Consider the following 13,013-nt stretch of genomic DNA (forward strand, 5'->3'; position numbering starts at 1 on the left):
AAGATGCAAGGCACCCAGCCACCCGCCGCCGCCCCCGATTCTGCGCCACCTTCGGCCGACCCCGGCTTCAAGCTGCCGGAAGAATCGGCTTCGCCCCAGGATTCGCTGCCGCAGACCGCGCCGGATACGGCCGGCCGCCCGGTCGAAGTCATTCCCGGTACGACGACGGCGCCGGTGCCGGCCACGGACACCTCGACGCGCGACCTGGCGATCGGCGCGGTGGTGTTCATCGTCCTGCTGGTGGTCTACTTCTTCGTGCGTAACGCCTACGTGCATCACCTGGTCGTGCGCCGCGTGGCGCCGTCCTCCGCGGGCAGCGCCGGCTGGCTGCTCTTCGTGGGACTGGGCTTCCTGTCGGCGGCGGCCGTGCTGGCCATCATCAACGCCAGCAAATTCCTTACCTTCGCCGTGACCGGCCCGCTGGTGGCGGTCGGCCTGGTGGCGCTGGTGGCGGCATTCTTCGTCGGCCGCAGGTAACCATAGAAAGCAGAACGACATGGCAGATTTCCCCAACCCAGCGGCGCTGAACGCCAAGGCTGAATTAAAAGTCGACCTGCGCCCGACGCTCTTCATCGGCGCCGGCGGCACCGGCATGGAAGTGATGATGCGCATCCGCCGCCGCATCCTGTCGGCGGTCTGGAACCGGCACAACCCCACGCGCGTCGAATCGATCGCCGACTTCCCCGTTGCGCGCTTCCTGCACTTCGACCTCGACAACAACGCCATCATCGACGAGGGCAAGTCGCAGCGCACCGATCCCTGGTACGAGCTGGTCAAGCTCACGGACGAGGAACGCCTGGTCGAGCCGCTCGACCTGCCGCAGTACCACGAATCCGACGACAGCCTGGCGCGCTTCCCCCTGATCGAAAGCTGGATGCCGCTGCGTCCCAAGAAGCTGCGTTCGCTCGGCATCGATCCCTCGAAAGGCGCGGGCCAGATCCGCTCGCTGGCCCGCCTCTACCTCTACGACAAGTACCCGAAGCTGCGCGGCCGCATCAAGGGCGCCCTCAACGGCCTGGCCAGCAATGCCGGCATCGAGCGCAAGGAGAACTACCAGCGCCTCGGCCTGCAGGTCGATACCTCGAAGTTCCGCATCGTCGTCATCGCCTCCTGCGCGGGCGGCACCGGGGCCGGCAGCGTGCTGGACCTGGGCTGGCTGTCGAAAGCCATCGCGCGCCAGGAAGTGTCGGACAGCCAGGTCGACCTGGTGCTCCTGATGCCGGCCGGTTTCGCCAAGGCCAACAAGGAGCGCACCGAGGCGAACGCCTACGCCACCCTGATGGAGCTGGAAACCGCCATGCGCGACATGAACGCGCGCGTCTCCTGGATGGACCCGGACAGCATCCAGGGCAAGGGCGCTCCCTACGATGACGTGTATTTCGTCGACACCGCGAACCTGGCCAACAAGGCCACCGCCGACATCAAGGACGTCTACCAGATGGTGGCCGATTCCCTGTTCGAGGATTTCGCTTCCGCCGATTTCGCCAACCGCAAGCGCTCGGTGGCGGTCAACCAGCAGCAGCACAAGCTCGGACCCTATAACCCGCGCGTGCCCGAGCAGCGCTTCGGCGACATGCGCCTGTCCTATTCGAAGGTATATTCGGCCTTCGGCCAGTCGGTGCTCGACACCCAGCAATCCCTGCGCGAGGACATCCGCGCCTACGAGCTGGCCGGCCTGATGGTGAAGGCCTTCTTCGGCATGGTGAGCACGGACGGCAAGGGTGAAGCAACTTCGGCCCGGCGCGCCGGCGACGCGGAGCGCGACAGCTTCATGCGCGAACAGATGGAGATGAGCGAGCGCCCCTTCGATACCTTCCCGGACTTCCGCAAGGGGACGGTCGACGTCACGCCCTTCACCGAATACGCGCTCACGAACACCCTCCTGCTCGACAGGGACGGCCGCTCCCTCCTCGAGCGCGTGGAGAGCAAGGTGCAGCTGGAAGTCGACCGCATCATGGCGGCCTACGACATCAAGCTGTGGCGCGAAAAGGTGGCCGAGCTGCTGCCGCAGCTGGAGCGCGACGCCATCCGGGAGGCCGGCGCCACCGCCGAGACCAGCGAAGACCGCATCAAGCGCCACACGGGAGAACTCACCGGGCGCCTGAAGACGCGCGTGCGCGATCGCCTCTACGCGCTGCTCGACGACCGCAAGCAGGGCGGCCTGGAATTCGTGCTCTCGCTGCTGGAGCAGGTCAAGGCGCGCCTGTCGCAGCGCGACCTCGCCAACGCCGAGCGCAACGGCCGCCGCTACCGCGACATCCGCGACGCCCTGCGCACCCGCCAGGTCGAGGAATCGCTGAACAACCTGTCGCAGGCGGCCGGCCGCCTGTTCGGCAAGGAGCCGCAGGCGCGCGAAGTGATGAATCATCTGAAGCGCGACATCGCCGACTATCTGCGCTTCCACCTGCTGGCGGTCAGCGCCGGCCAGTCGATCGAGGTCATGCGCAATATGTCAGCCTGGCTGGGTGAACCACAATCGACCGACGAACACGGCAACGCCCAGTGGAGCGGCGTCGCCGGCGAATTCCAGGAAGGCCGGCGCATGGTGCAGGCCATGCTGGCGGCGGCCGACCAGCGCATCAGCCAGCTGCGCGCCGACGCGCGCCAGGAGCACGCCACCTACATCAAGCTGGCCGGCGACACCCTGCCGCCGCCCGTTCGCCTGACCGGGGACGTGAGCGCCTGGAGCGAGGAGGTGCTGCTGGAATTCGGCGGCTCGGCGCGCCTCTTCCCCCAGCTCGGGGACGAGCGCCTGCGCGCCGACCTGCTGCTCAAACTCTTCCGCCGCGCGCAGCTGCAACTCTCTGCCCAGGAACTGGAACAGCCGGAACCGGTCGATCCGCTGCTGGAACGCCTGTCGAGCATGACGCCCCAGGAACGCCAGCGCGTCTTCGCCGAATGGATCCGCAGCGCCATGCCCTGGGTGAACGCGCGCTTCTCGGCCGAGTTCACGCCGAACGCCGACCAGTTCAAGTGCTTCATCGGCGTGGGTGACGTCGCCGCCTGGCGCCGCATGGAAGGAGAGCTGCGCGCCGCGGTGCCGACCGGATACTTCCATGGCGACGCGCTGTCGATCGTGAACACCGGCGTGCCGGGCAGGGCGGTGTGCTATGTCGAGCTGTCGGGCTATCCGATGACGGTGCTGCGCGGCCTGCCGACCTGGCGCGCGTCCTACCAGATCGAGAACCCGAAGATCCCGACCCACCTGCATTTCGACGCCACGCGCTTCCGCCATCCCCTGTCGCCCTCGATGGATGAACTGAACCGCCTGGCCGACGACTACGAATGGTTCCTGCAGGCGATCGCGCTCGGCGTCATCCGGCGCAAGGCCGACCTGGGCGACCGCGAAGCCAGCTTCCAGCCGCGCGGCCAGTACCTGTTCGAGGTCGAGCCGGGTTCGGGCGAATGGCTCCAGATCGGCAACGAGTATGCGATCCGCTCCAACGGCCTGCCGCCCTATTATCGCGACGGCGTGATCGGGGCCGTGCGCCACCGCCTGGCGAATGTGGGACCGCACCAGCTGGCCCTGCTGGCGGCCCTGATGCGCTACTACCAGCTGCGCGTCTACGAGCCGCGCCTCGAGGTCGACGAGACCGGCGCCCAGCTGCCGTCGCCCTCGCTGCCCAACATCACGGCGCGGCGCCTCTACGACGCCTGGATCCGCCGCGCCGCGGCGCTCGACCCGGCGCTCTCGCCGACCCACATCGAAACCGCGCTGGCCGGCATCGGCGGCTGGACCGAGACGGTGCCCGATTCGGCCAGCGACGCCTACAGCTGGGAAGTCGAGCGGCCGGTGGACAAGCGCGTGATTCCAGCGGAGATCCTCGCCAGCGACGCACGCGCCGCGGCGGTCCTGCAGTGTAGAAGCACGAGCGCCGTCGAGCTGGCCAAGCCGGCGCCGGCGCTCGACGCCGGGCCGCGCTTCAAGCTCTTCGTGCAGGGCGCCCAGCGCGGCCCCTTCACGGTGGCCGAGATCGCGGTCCAGGCTGCGCGCGGCGAGATCGATGCACAGACCCGCGCATGGAATATGGCGTGGAACCCGAAGCAGGACAAATGGAGCACGGTCGGCGCGCTGCCGGAACTGGCGGCGGTGCTGGGCGATGCGATTCCCGATCCTGACGATGCGGGCGGCCCGGGTGACGGCGTTCCGGACCCTGAATGAAGGACGGCGTGAACAGGATGGAAGACTCGATCTACCGCTGCGTCGGCCCCCAGTGCGGGCGCCTGATGCCGAGGCGGGTGCATTACTGTCCCTGGTGCGGCACGGCGCAGGGCGTGGTGCAGCCGCCTGCCGCGCCGGCGCCGGTCCTTGCCAAGCCGCCGGTGGCGCCCGCTGCCGCAGCCCAGCCGCTGCCGCCGGCCCAGCCGGCGTTCACGCCGCCGCCGCCACCGGTTCCACCCCCACCACCACCTCCGCCTCCGGCAGGCAAGCCGGAATCGGCGCAGCAGGGACCCGGCATTCCCCCGCCACCCGGCGTCGGACGCGGGGCGCCCATCCCGGCGCGTCCGCCGCAGCGCGCGCCGATCCGCCTGCGCTGGTGGATCATCTCCCTGGCCGCCCTGTGGCTGATCTGGCTGCTCGTGCGCCCGGAAGGCACCCGCATCGAGCGGCGCATGGACCGCGCGGTCAGCCTGGCCGTCGAGTGCAAGGCGCGCGAGGCCCAGGACGAGCTGATCGCACTGCGCGGCACCCGCGCCACGCCCGAGCAGCTGCGCCAGGTGCAAGCTTCGCTGAACAAGGCGGCGGCCGATTGCACCCGCGCCGAACAGCGCGCCAAGGCCTGGGAAGACGCCAGCGGCGCCATCCAGAAGCTGCGCCGCGCGCGCAGCTACGACAAGGCGCTGGCCAGGCTGGCAACCTTCACCAGGCGCTGGGGCGAGGATTTCGAGACGCGCGCCCTCAAGGAGCGGCTGGACATCGAGCGCGACCGCCCGCTGGCCGATCCCTCGCGCGGCGAGTGAGATGCACCAACGGTCAGCCGCGTTTTTTCCCTCGGGTGTATGCTGACAGGCAAGCAATAAGCCAGGAGACGGACATGAAAACGACCATAGTCGGGTCGCTGCTGGTGCTTGCCGTGCTGGCAGGCTGCAGCCGCGAGGAAGAGGCCATCGGCCCGGCCCAGCGCGCCGGCAAGGCGCTGGACGACGCCGGCGCCAAGGTATCGCGCCAGGTGGAGCAGGAACTGGAAAAAGCCGACCGCGCCGCCGAGGAGGCGCGCGAGAAGATCAAGGATGCGACCAGGGACGCCAAGGGCGGCCTGAAGCGCGCCACCGAGGAAGTCGGCAAGAAGGTCGAAGACGCCGGCGAGAAGATCCAGGACGCCGCCGATTCGAGGTAGGGTGGTCGGCTCTGCCGACCGCGCGGTCAGCTCCCCTGTGCGCCGGTAGTGCACGATTTATTACGAAACGTGGACTAATCCGGGTTTTTCGTTCAATCGACCACGACTCGTGATGCATCCGCGGTGTGAACGCTACGCGCTGGCCCGCTGCTCCAGCCACTCTCCCTGCACCACCGACAGCTTGACCTGCCCCGCGCGCCAGGCGCGCTCGAGGTTCTGCTCCACGTCCGCGATGCAGACCTGGGACGGTTCGGCGAAGCCCTGCACCCCGTAGGCGCGGTTGCGGCCGTGGGCCTTGGCCAGGTACAGCGCCATATCGACGATGTTCACCGCGCGCTCCCATGGCAGCGTCTCGTCTCCGCAGGTGAGCGGGAAGGGTGCGAAGCCGATCGAGACGTTCACGGTCAGGGTCTGGCCGCCGTGCTCGATGCGTACCGCCGAGATGCCGCTCAGGAGGCGCTGCGCCACTTCGTCCAGGCCGTTGTGCGGGATGGACGGCAGGAAGGCCAGGAATTCCTCGCCGCCCCAGCGCACGATCATGTCGGTCTCGCGCAGGATCTCGCGCAGGCTGGCCGACATCGCGGTGAGCACGGCGTCGCCGGCGGCATGGCCGTGGCTGTCGTTGATGTGCTTGAAGTGGTCGACGTCGAGCAGGAACAGGGCGCCGCAAGGCTCGCGGTTCGCCTGGGGCACCTGGTTGCGCATGAACTCGAGGAAGTGGCGGCGGTTGTACAGGCCGGTCAGCGGATCGCGCACGCTCTGCTGCTTGAGTTCCTTGTTCTTCAGGTAGAGCTGGGCGTTGGCCTGGCGCACCTTGCGGTACAACATCCCGACCACCACCGAAGCGAGCGCGAACACGGCGGCCAGCAGCCACCACACGCGCTGCTGCAGGCGGTTCACTTCGTTCTCGGTACGCAGCAGTTCGATCTGGCGCTGCTTCTTCTCGGTCTCGTACTTGGCCTGCAAGTCGAGCACCGCGCGCTGGCGGCGTTTCTCGAACAGCTCGTTCGAGATCTCCCGTTCGCGGTGGTAAGCCTTCAGCGCTCCCCCCAGGTCGCCGGCGCGCTCGAGCGCCTGGCCGTATTCGACCAGCACCGCCTGCAGTTCCGGCTTGTCGCCCAGGTTCTCGTAGGCGCGCATCCCTTCTTCGATGTAGCGCTTGCCTTCGGCCAGGCGGCCGGTCGCCAGGTAGGCCTGGCCGAGGTTCAGGCGCGCCGTCGCTCCGAGTCCGATGTCGTTGAGCCTTTCCGCGGACACGAGCGCTTCTTCCCCATAGCGGATGACGTTGGCGTAGTCCTTCAGCTTCAGGTAGCAGTCCGACAGGTTGACCAGCGATAAGGCCGCCATCGACTCGGCACCCAGGCTGCGCTCGATCGCCAGGCTCTCCAGCAGGGCCTTCAGGCCGCGCTGGTACTGGCCCGAACCGACCGCCAGACCGTATTCCGAGTGCTTGAGGGTGGCCATGCGGCCCGGCGAGTTGGTCTGGCGCGCCGCCGCCAGCGCTTCCTCGAGCGCCTCGAATCCCTTGTCGTGCTCGCGCATCTGGCCATACAGGCGGATCAGGGCGTTCAGGGCCATCACGATCTGGGTCGGATCGCGGTGCTGGCGCGCCAGCGTGGCTGCTGCCTGCAGGCGCTCGAGCGCTTTCGGGAAGTTGCCTTCCTCCGCCCAGGTTTCGCCGGCAGTGATGGTCGCGCGCACCTGCAGCTCGATATTGTCGGTGGTATAGGCCAGCTTCTCGGCCTCGCGGGCGAAACGGTGCGACTTGGCCAGTTCCTGGGTACTGTAGGCGATGTAGCCCTTGAACAGCAGCCCCTTGGCGATCGCCACATTGTTCTTGTGCTCGTGGCCGAGCGCCAACAGCTCGTCGGCCACGCTGGTCGCCTCGCTCATCTTGCCGATCGCGTAGTAGCCGTAGGTAAGCTGGTTCAGGAACTCGATCCGGTCGGGCAGCGGCGCGGCGCGGCCTTCCTGTTCCATCGCGAGCAGCAGCGGCAGCGCGCGTTCGGGCACGTACTTGTTGATTTCCCTCGCTTCGGCCAGGCGTTCGGCCAGCGGACGCTGCTCGCCAGCGTGGATGCCGGCTGCGGCAATGCACAGTGCGGCGGCTAGGGCGATGCGTCGGGAACGCGTCAGGGCGCGATGAGTAGCGGAAGGCATGGAAGGTATCTGGACGCCAGCGAAAGGTACATTTGTTTGGAAATATTATAGGCGTGTTGCAAATTAGAAATTCACTTTCTCGCCAATTGTCACCAAAATGACACATTAGTACGTACAAATAAGACGTATTCTCAACATCGTTCACACCGCGTTTTTGACCATCCGTCGCAAACCGCTGGTGGCCGCCACCCCGCTTTCCTTATCCTCGAACCAACAACAACAGGAGGGGAAACTCATGCTGGAACTGCGCACGGTGTCCAAGAAATTCGGCAAGGAAGTCAGGGCGGTGGACGAAGTCACGCTGTCGCTCGGGCAGGGCGTGGTCGGGCTGATCGGCCACAACGGGGCCGGCAAGTCGACCTTGATGGGAATGATCGCCACGCTGGCGCGTCCGAGCAGCGGCCAGATCCTGTTCGACGGCGTCGATATCGTGCGCAAGCCGGACGCGATCAGGCGCCGCCTGGGCTACCTGCCGCAGGATTTCGGCGTCTACCCGAACCTGAGCGCCCTCGAGTTCATGCAGTACTTCGCCGCCCTCAAGGGCGTGCGCGACCCCGCGCGCATCCGGCGCCTGCTGGAACTCGTCAACCTGCACGACCAGGCGCACCGCCCGGCCGCCTCCTTCTCGGGCGGCATGCGGCGCCGCCTCGGCATCGCCCAGGCCCTGCTGAACGACCCCGACATCCTGGTGGTGGACGAACCCACGGCCGGCCTCGACCCCGAGGAGCGCCTGCGCTTTCGCAACCTGCTGGGCGAGCTGGGCTACGGCAAGCTGGTGATCCTCTCGACCCACATCGTGTCCGACGTCGAGAGCATCGCCACCGAGCTGGCCATCATGCGCGCCGGCCGCCTGGTCGCGCACGAGTCGCCGGATGCCATCCTGCGCCTGGCCAGAGGCCAGGTGTGGAGCGCCAGCGTGGCCGAACATGACTACGCCGCGCTGCGCGAGCGCGTGCACGTGCTGCAGGCCCAGCGCCAGGATGGCCGCGTGCTGCTGCGCATCGCGCATCCCGAGCTGCCTTGCCTGGGCGCGCGCGAGGCCGAGCCGACGCTGGAAGAAGCGCTGATGGCGCAGCGCTATGCCGTGCAGGAGGAAGCTGCATGAATGCTCACCCACTGTTCCTGCTCGCCGCCAACGAGGTGCGCCTGCGGCTGCGGCGCCTGTCCACCCTGGTCACGATCCTGGCGGTGGTGGCCGTCACCTGGGCCATGATCTCGGACATCCGCACCGGCAAGGCCCTGATGATCGTCCACGATGCGCGCGTGCTGTACACCAGTTCCGCGCTGGCGCTCGGCAGCGCCACCATGGCCAGCCTGCTGTTCAGTCTTGCGGGCTTCTACCTCGCGCGCGGACGCACCGGGGAAGACCTGAGAAGCGGCATCGGCGGCGTGATCGGCGCGACGCCGGCGGGCAATGCCCTGCTGGTGTTCAGCCGCTGGCTCGGCGCCGTGGGTTCGCTGGTGATCCTGCTGGGCGCCTTCATGCTCACCACCTTCGCCTGCCACCTGCTGCGCGGCGACGGTCCCCTGCAGCCCCTGGTCTACCTGGAGACCTACACCCTGATGCTGCTGCCGATGGCCATGTTCGCGGCCAGCTGCGCGGTCCTGTGCGACAGCTGGGGGCCATTGATGGGCAAGGGCGGCGACCTGCTGTACTTCATCGTGTGGATGATGCTGCTCTCGCTCGGCGCGGCGGTCGAGGAGGGTACGAAGGCATCGTCCCTGGCCTGGCTCGATTTCACCGGCCTGGCCAACGCCCTGAACGGCCTGCGCAGCCAGGTGGCGACCGAATCGCTGGGCATCGGCATGATGCCGTTCGATGCCGCCCTGGCGCCGCTCGAACTGCCGCAGTCGATGTGGACCGCCGACATGGTGCGCGCGCGCCTGCTGTCCGCGGTGCTGGCGCCGTTGCCGCTGCTGCCCGCGATGCTCCTGTTCCACCGTTTCTCGCCGGACCGCGTCAAGGCGGGCAAGGCGCGCCGCCGCCGCACCCCGCTGGCCCTGCTCAACGGCTGGCTGCGTCCCCTGGCCAGCTGCGTGCAGCCGCTGATGCGGCTCGCTGCGCGCACGCCCGGCCCGCTCGGGCAGGTGCTGGCCGACGCCGGCCTGGTGTTGATGACGGCGCCCAGCGCGATCCTGGTGCTGGCCCTGTGCTTCCTGGGTGGCCTGCTGCTGCCCGCCACCGTGCTGCCCGGCCTGCTCGTCGGCGCGGTGGCCTTCTGGGGCATCCTGTGCAGCGAGAGCACGACCCGCGACGCCACGGCCGGCTGCGAAGGATTGACAGGCGCGGCGCCAGGCGGCGTGCCGCGCCGCTTCCTGCGCCAGTGGGGCGCGGCGCTTCTGCTGGGCCTGCTCTCTACGGCGCCCATCGCGCTGCGCTGGAGCGCCACCGACCCGGTGCGCGCCTTCGCCCTGCTGGCCGGGGTGGCTGCACTGGCAGGCTGCGCCGCCCTGTTCGGCCTGCTGAGCCGTACGCCGCGCCTCTTCCTGGGCCTCTTCCTGTTCGGCCTCTACGTGGCGATCCAGGCCAAGGGCGTGCCGATGATGGACGTGGTCGGCTTCCACGGCGACGCCACCCTCGCATCGGGCGCCACCTTCCTGGCGGCCGGACTGGCCTCTGTCGCAGCCGGCATGGCCTGGACCCGGCGCGGCGAAGGCTAACACCCTGGTGTCAGGTCTGACAAATAGACACGAGCTCAGGTTTGGACTGTATTTAATGTTGAGTTCGTGTCCGAATGTCAGACCTGACACCAAGGGTGATACCAAGGGTGCGCGTGGTGGTGGTGGCGGTGGCGCCGGAACGGCGCTGGGGGTTCTACCGGCATGGGGCTTGGCTGGTGAGCGGAGCCGGGCCTGATACCATCGCGGGCATGAGACTCCGTGAAATCGCCATCGGCGCCGTGCTCGCCGCCCTGCTTGCGGGCGGGGTGGCGCTGACCGTCCCGCCGCCCGCACCCGTCATCGTCGACGTGCCCGCGCCGAGACCCGCCAGGTTGGCCCACGCTCCCGTGCCCGGCACAACGCCCGTCACGGATACGCCGCCGCCGGCAGCGGTGCAGCCGGAAGCGAGCTGGCGCGACATGCATGCGAAATACGCGGGCGCCCGCAACCTGCGTGTGTTCTTCTACGAAGCGCTGCGCAAACCCGGGAACGGCGCCTACTTCTATGCGATGCGGGTGCTCGAGACGTGCGGGCTGGTCTTGAAGGCCGCGCCGTCCGCGCTCCCTGACGAGCGCAGGAAAGCCGCCGACGCCCTGCTGCAGCGCTGTGATTTCACTGCCGAGGGATTGGCGGACGCAGGGCGCGAGCTGGACGCGGCCCGCAACATCGGCCTGAGCACCGATCCGCTGCTGGGCAGCATGTTCGACTACCTGTCCGCGGACGGCCCGGACGGCCGGGCGACCATGCTGCAGGCGGCCTTCGAGCAGGGCAATCCGGAAGTCATCGCCTCGCTGGTCGCACCGGCGATCGAGGCGCAGATGGCGCCGGCGATCACGCCCGAGCGCGACTCGACCGCGCTGGGCGTGCCCTTCGGCGCCACCCTGGTCGCCTGCCGCCTGGGAGCAAACTGCGGTCCGGACTCGGTGCGCACGCTGGAACTGTGCATGCAGATGGGCTGGTGCGGCGGCAGCGTTCCGGAAGCGCTGCGCCAGGGCCTGGGCAAGAACTTCGCCGCGCTCGACGGCGTCGCCACGCGCGTGCTGCGGGATATCGAGCGCCGCAATGCGGCGCGCCTCGTGCCGCCGGATCGCGGCTAGATCGCGATCTGCTGCAGCAGGTAGAGCCGCTGGTACAGGCCGCCCTCGATGCGCATCAGGTCCTCGTGCGAACCGGCTTCGGTAATGCGGCCGTGGTTCAGCACGATGATGCGGTCGGCCGCGCGGATCGTCGACAGGCGGTGGGCGATCGCGATGATCGTCACCTTGCCGCGCAACTCTTCCAGCGCTTCCTGCACGATCTGCTCGGTGGCGCTGTCGATGCGCGAGGTCGCTTCGTCCAGCAGCAGGATGCGCGGCTCGCCGGCCAGGGCGCGGGCGATCGCCACCAGCTGCTTCTGGCCCGACGAGAGGCGCGAGCCGCCTTCGCCGAGCTGGGTCTCGTAACCCTGTTCCAGCGCCGCGATGAAGTCGTGGGCATGGGCCGCACGCGCGGCCGCTTCGATGCGTTCGAGCGACAGGCCGCGGCCCATGTCGATGTTCTCGCGCGCAGTGGCGGCCATGATGAAGGGATCCTGCGGCACCAGGCCGACCTCGTTGCGGAAGCGCTCGTTGCCGATCGCCGCGAGCGGCAGGCCGCCGATCTCGATCGTCCCTTCGTCCGCCGTGTAGTAGCGCAGCAGCAGCGAAAGCAGGGTCGACTTTCCGCTGCCGGTGTGGCCGACGATGCCGAAGAAGGCGCCCTGCGGGATGTCGAGCGAGACGTCGTGCAGCACGCGCTGGCCTTCCACGTAGGCGAAGTTCACATCGCGCACACGCACGGCAGGCGCCTTCGGATCGAAGGCCGCGGCGTTCTCGACGCGGCCGGCCAGGTGCTCGGCCGCGCCGCCTTCGTCGAGCAGGGCGGACACGCGCGCGGTCGCCACCACCGCCTGCTGCAGGCCGCTGAACTGCATGGTGATCTGGATGAGGGGCTCCACCACCCGCGCGATGTAGCTGATGAAGGCGTACAGCACGCCGACTTCGACCGCATTCATCTGGCGCTGGCCGAAGCCGTAGATGACGATGGTGAGCAGCACCACGTTGAGCAGGTCGAGCGCGGGCCGCAGCAGGAAGGCATTGGCCTTGAGTTCCTTCAGGCGCGCGACGCGGTGGGCGCGGTTGGTGTTCAGGAATCGCTCGCCGAAACGCTTCTCCGCATTGCTGGCCTGGAGCACGCTCATGCCGCCGATCGACTCGGCCATCTGGCCGTTGATGTCGCTACGCAGCGCGCGGGCGCGCGTGACTGCCGGCGCCGAGAGGCGCTGGTAGAGCCAGACGATACCCACCACCGCCGGCACCAGGGCCAGCACCACCAGCATCAGGCGCCAGTCGAGCCAGGCCATCGCGATCATTGTCCCGACCAGCACGATGGTCGAGTCGAGCATTACGAACAGCACCTGGATGTAGAGGGTCTTGACGGCCTCGGTGTCGTTGGTCACGCGGCTGACCAGCTGGCCGGTGATGGCGCGGTCGAAGAAGGCCATCGGCAGGCGCAGCACGTGGCCGTAGACCCATTCGCGCAGGCGGCGCACCGAGCGCATCGCCAGGCCCGAGAGGCGGATCAGCTGCAGGTAGCGGATCCAGGACGACACCCAGCCGGTGACCACCAGGCCGCCCAGCAGCAGCGACATGCGGGTCCAGTCGAGGTTGCGGGTCAGGAGGTGTTCGTCGATGAGCATCTTGCCCAGCAGCGGGCCGACGACTTCGAGGGCGGCGGCGATCGCGAGCCAGAAGGTGGCCCAGACCAGGTGGCGCTTGTCGGGTTCGGCGGCGCGGCGCAGCAGGCCGGCCGCCTGCCTGGCCTGGGCGCGCATAT

Annotated in this window: 9 protein-coding genes; 7 read left to right on the plus strand and 2 right to left on the minus strand. The window is 68.5% G+C overall.

Going from position 1 to position 13,013, the window contains the following annotated elements; genetic code table 11:
* The first annotated feature begins 3 nt into the window (after positions 1 to 3).
* The 4 genes from ACQ7JA_RS18470 (at position 4) to ACQ7JA_RS18485 (ending at position 5,339) form a co-directional block, all read left to right on the plus strand.
* Positions 4 to 477: a hypothetical protein gene (locus tag ACQ7JA_RS18470; RefSeq protein WP_430900360.1), complete on the plus strand. Its 474-nt coding sequence runs from the start codon at positions 4 to 6 to the stop codon at positions 475 to 477.
* A 19-nt stretch (positions 478 to 496) separates the two neighbouring features.
* Positions 497 to 4,162: a tubulin-like doman-containing protein gene (locus ACQ7JA_RS18475; RefSeq protein WP_430900362.1), complete on the plus strand. Its 3,666-nt coding sequence runs from the start codon at positions 497 to 499 to the stop codon at positions 4,160 to 4,162.
* Entirely contained in the window at positions 4,159 to 4,962 is an 804-nt protein-coding gene (locus ACQ7JA_RS18480) for a hypothetical protein (protein ID WP_430900364.1), read from the plus strand. The genes ACQ7JA_RS18475 and ACQ7JA_RS18480 overlap by 4 nt, the downstream gene beginning before the upstream one ends.
* Positions 4,963 to 5,036: 74 nt before the next feature.
* Positions 5,037 to 5,339 carry a hypothetical protein gene (locus tag ACQ7JA_RS18485; RefSeq protein WP_430900366.1) on the plus strand — a complete coding sequence of 101 codons (303 nt, stop codon included), beginning with the start codon at positions 5,037 to 5,039 and terminating at the stop codon, positions 5,337 to 5,339.
* A 132-nt stretch (positions 5,340 to 5,471) separates the two neighbouring features.
* Here the strand turns inward: ACQ7JA_RS18485 and ACQ7JA_RS18490 are convergent, their stop codons facing one another.
* Positions 5,472 to 7,499: a diguanylate cyclase gene (locus ACQ7JA_RS18490; RefSeq protein WP_430900368.1), complete on the minus strand. Its 2,028-nt coding sequence runs from the start codon at positions 7,497 to 7,499 to the stop codon at positions 5,472 to 5,474.
* Between the two features lie 235 nt (positions 7,500 to 7,734).
* On the opposite strand from ACQ7JA_RS18490, the gene ACQ7JA_RS18495 reads away from it, so the two are divergent.
* The 3 genes from ACQ7JA_RS18495 (at position 7,735) to ACQ7JA_RS18505 (ending at position 11,257) form a co-directional block, all read left to right on the plus strand.
* Positions 7,735 to 8,604, plus strand: a complete 870-nt coding sequence (locus tag ACQ7JA_RS18495) for an ABC transporter ATP-binding protein (protein WP_430900370.1) — start codon at positions 7,735 to 7,737, stop codon at positions 8,602 to 8,604.
* Positions 8,601 to 10,160: a hypothetical protein gene (locus tag ACQ7JA_RS18500; RefSeq protein ID WP_430900372.1), complete on the plus strand. Its 1,560-nt coding sequence runs from the start codon at positions 8,601 to 8,603 to the stop codon at positions 10,158 to 10,160. Before ACQ7JA_RS18495 ends, ACQ7JA_RS18500 begins: the two co-directional genes overlap by 4 nt.
* A 209-nt stretch (positions 10,161 to 10,369) precedes the next feature.
* On the plus strand, positions 10,370 to 11,257 hold the full coding sequence (locus ACQ7JA_RS18505; RefSeq protein WP_430900374.1) for a hypothetical protein: 888 nt from the start codon (positions 10,370 to 10,372) through the stop codon (positions 11,255 to 11,257).
* On the opposite strand, the gene ACQ7JA_RS18510 is transcribed toward ACQ7JA_RS18505, so the two are convergent.
* Complete coding sequence (locus tag ACQ7JA_RS18510; protein ID WP_430900439.1) at positions 11,254 to 13,011, minus strand: ABC transporter ATP-binding protein; 1,758 nt, start codon at positions 13,009 to 13,011, stop codon at positions 11,254 to 11,256. The genes ACQ7JA_RS18505 and ACQ7JA_RS18510 overlap by 4 nt on opposite strands.
* Positions 13,012 to 13,013 lie beyond the last annotated feature (2 nt).

Source organism: Massilia sp. BKSP1R2A-1, assembly GCF_050586525.1.
In the GTDB taxonomy this organism is placed as follows: Bacteria; Pseudomonadota; Gammaproteobacteria; order Burkholderiales; family Burkholderiaceae_D; genus Telluria.

Coding starts and splice junctions, on each gene's coding strand:
- ACQ7JA_RS18470 (WP_430900360.1), top strand. CDS start 4: ATGCAAGGCACCCAGCCACCCGCCGCCGCCCCCGATTCTGCGCCACCT.
- ACQ7JA_RS18480 (WP_430900364.1), top strand. CDS start 4,159: ATGAAGGACGGCGTGAACAGGATGGAAGACTCGATCTACCGCTGCGTC.
- ACQ7JA_RS18505 (WP_430900374.1), top strand. CDS start 10,370: ATGAGACTCCGTGAAATCGCCATCGGCGCCGTGCTCGCCGCCCTGCTT.
- ACQ7JA_RS18510 (WP_430900439.1), bottom strand. CDS start 13,011: ATGCGCGCCCAGGCCAGGCAGGCGGCCGGCCTGCTGCGCCGCGCCGCC.
- ACQ7JA_RS18500 (WP_430900372.1), top strand. CDS start 8,601: ATGAATGCTCACCCACTGTTCCTGCTCGCCGCCAACGAGGTGCGCCTG.
- ACQ7JA_RS18485 (WP_430900366.1), top strand. CDS start 5,037: ATGAAAACGACCATAGTCGGGTCGCTGCTGGTGCTTGCCGTGCTGGCA.
- ACQ7JA_RS18495 (WP_430900370.1), top strand. CDS start 7,735: ATGCTGGAACTGCGCACGGTGTCCAAGAAATTCGGCAAGGAAGTCAGG.
- ACQ7JA_RS18475 (WP_430900362.1), top strand. CDS start 497: ATGGCAGATTTCCCCAACCCAGCGGCGCTGAACGCCAAGGCTGAATTA.
- ACQ7JA_RS18490 (WP_430900368.1), bottom strand. CDS start 7,499: ATGCCTTCCGCTACTCATCGCGCCCTGACGCGTTCCCGACGCATCGCC.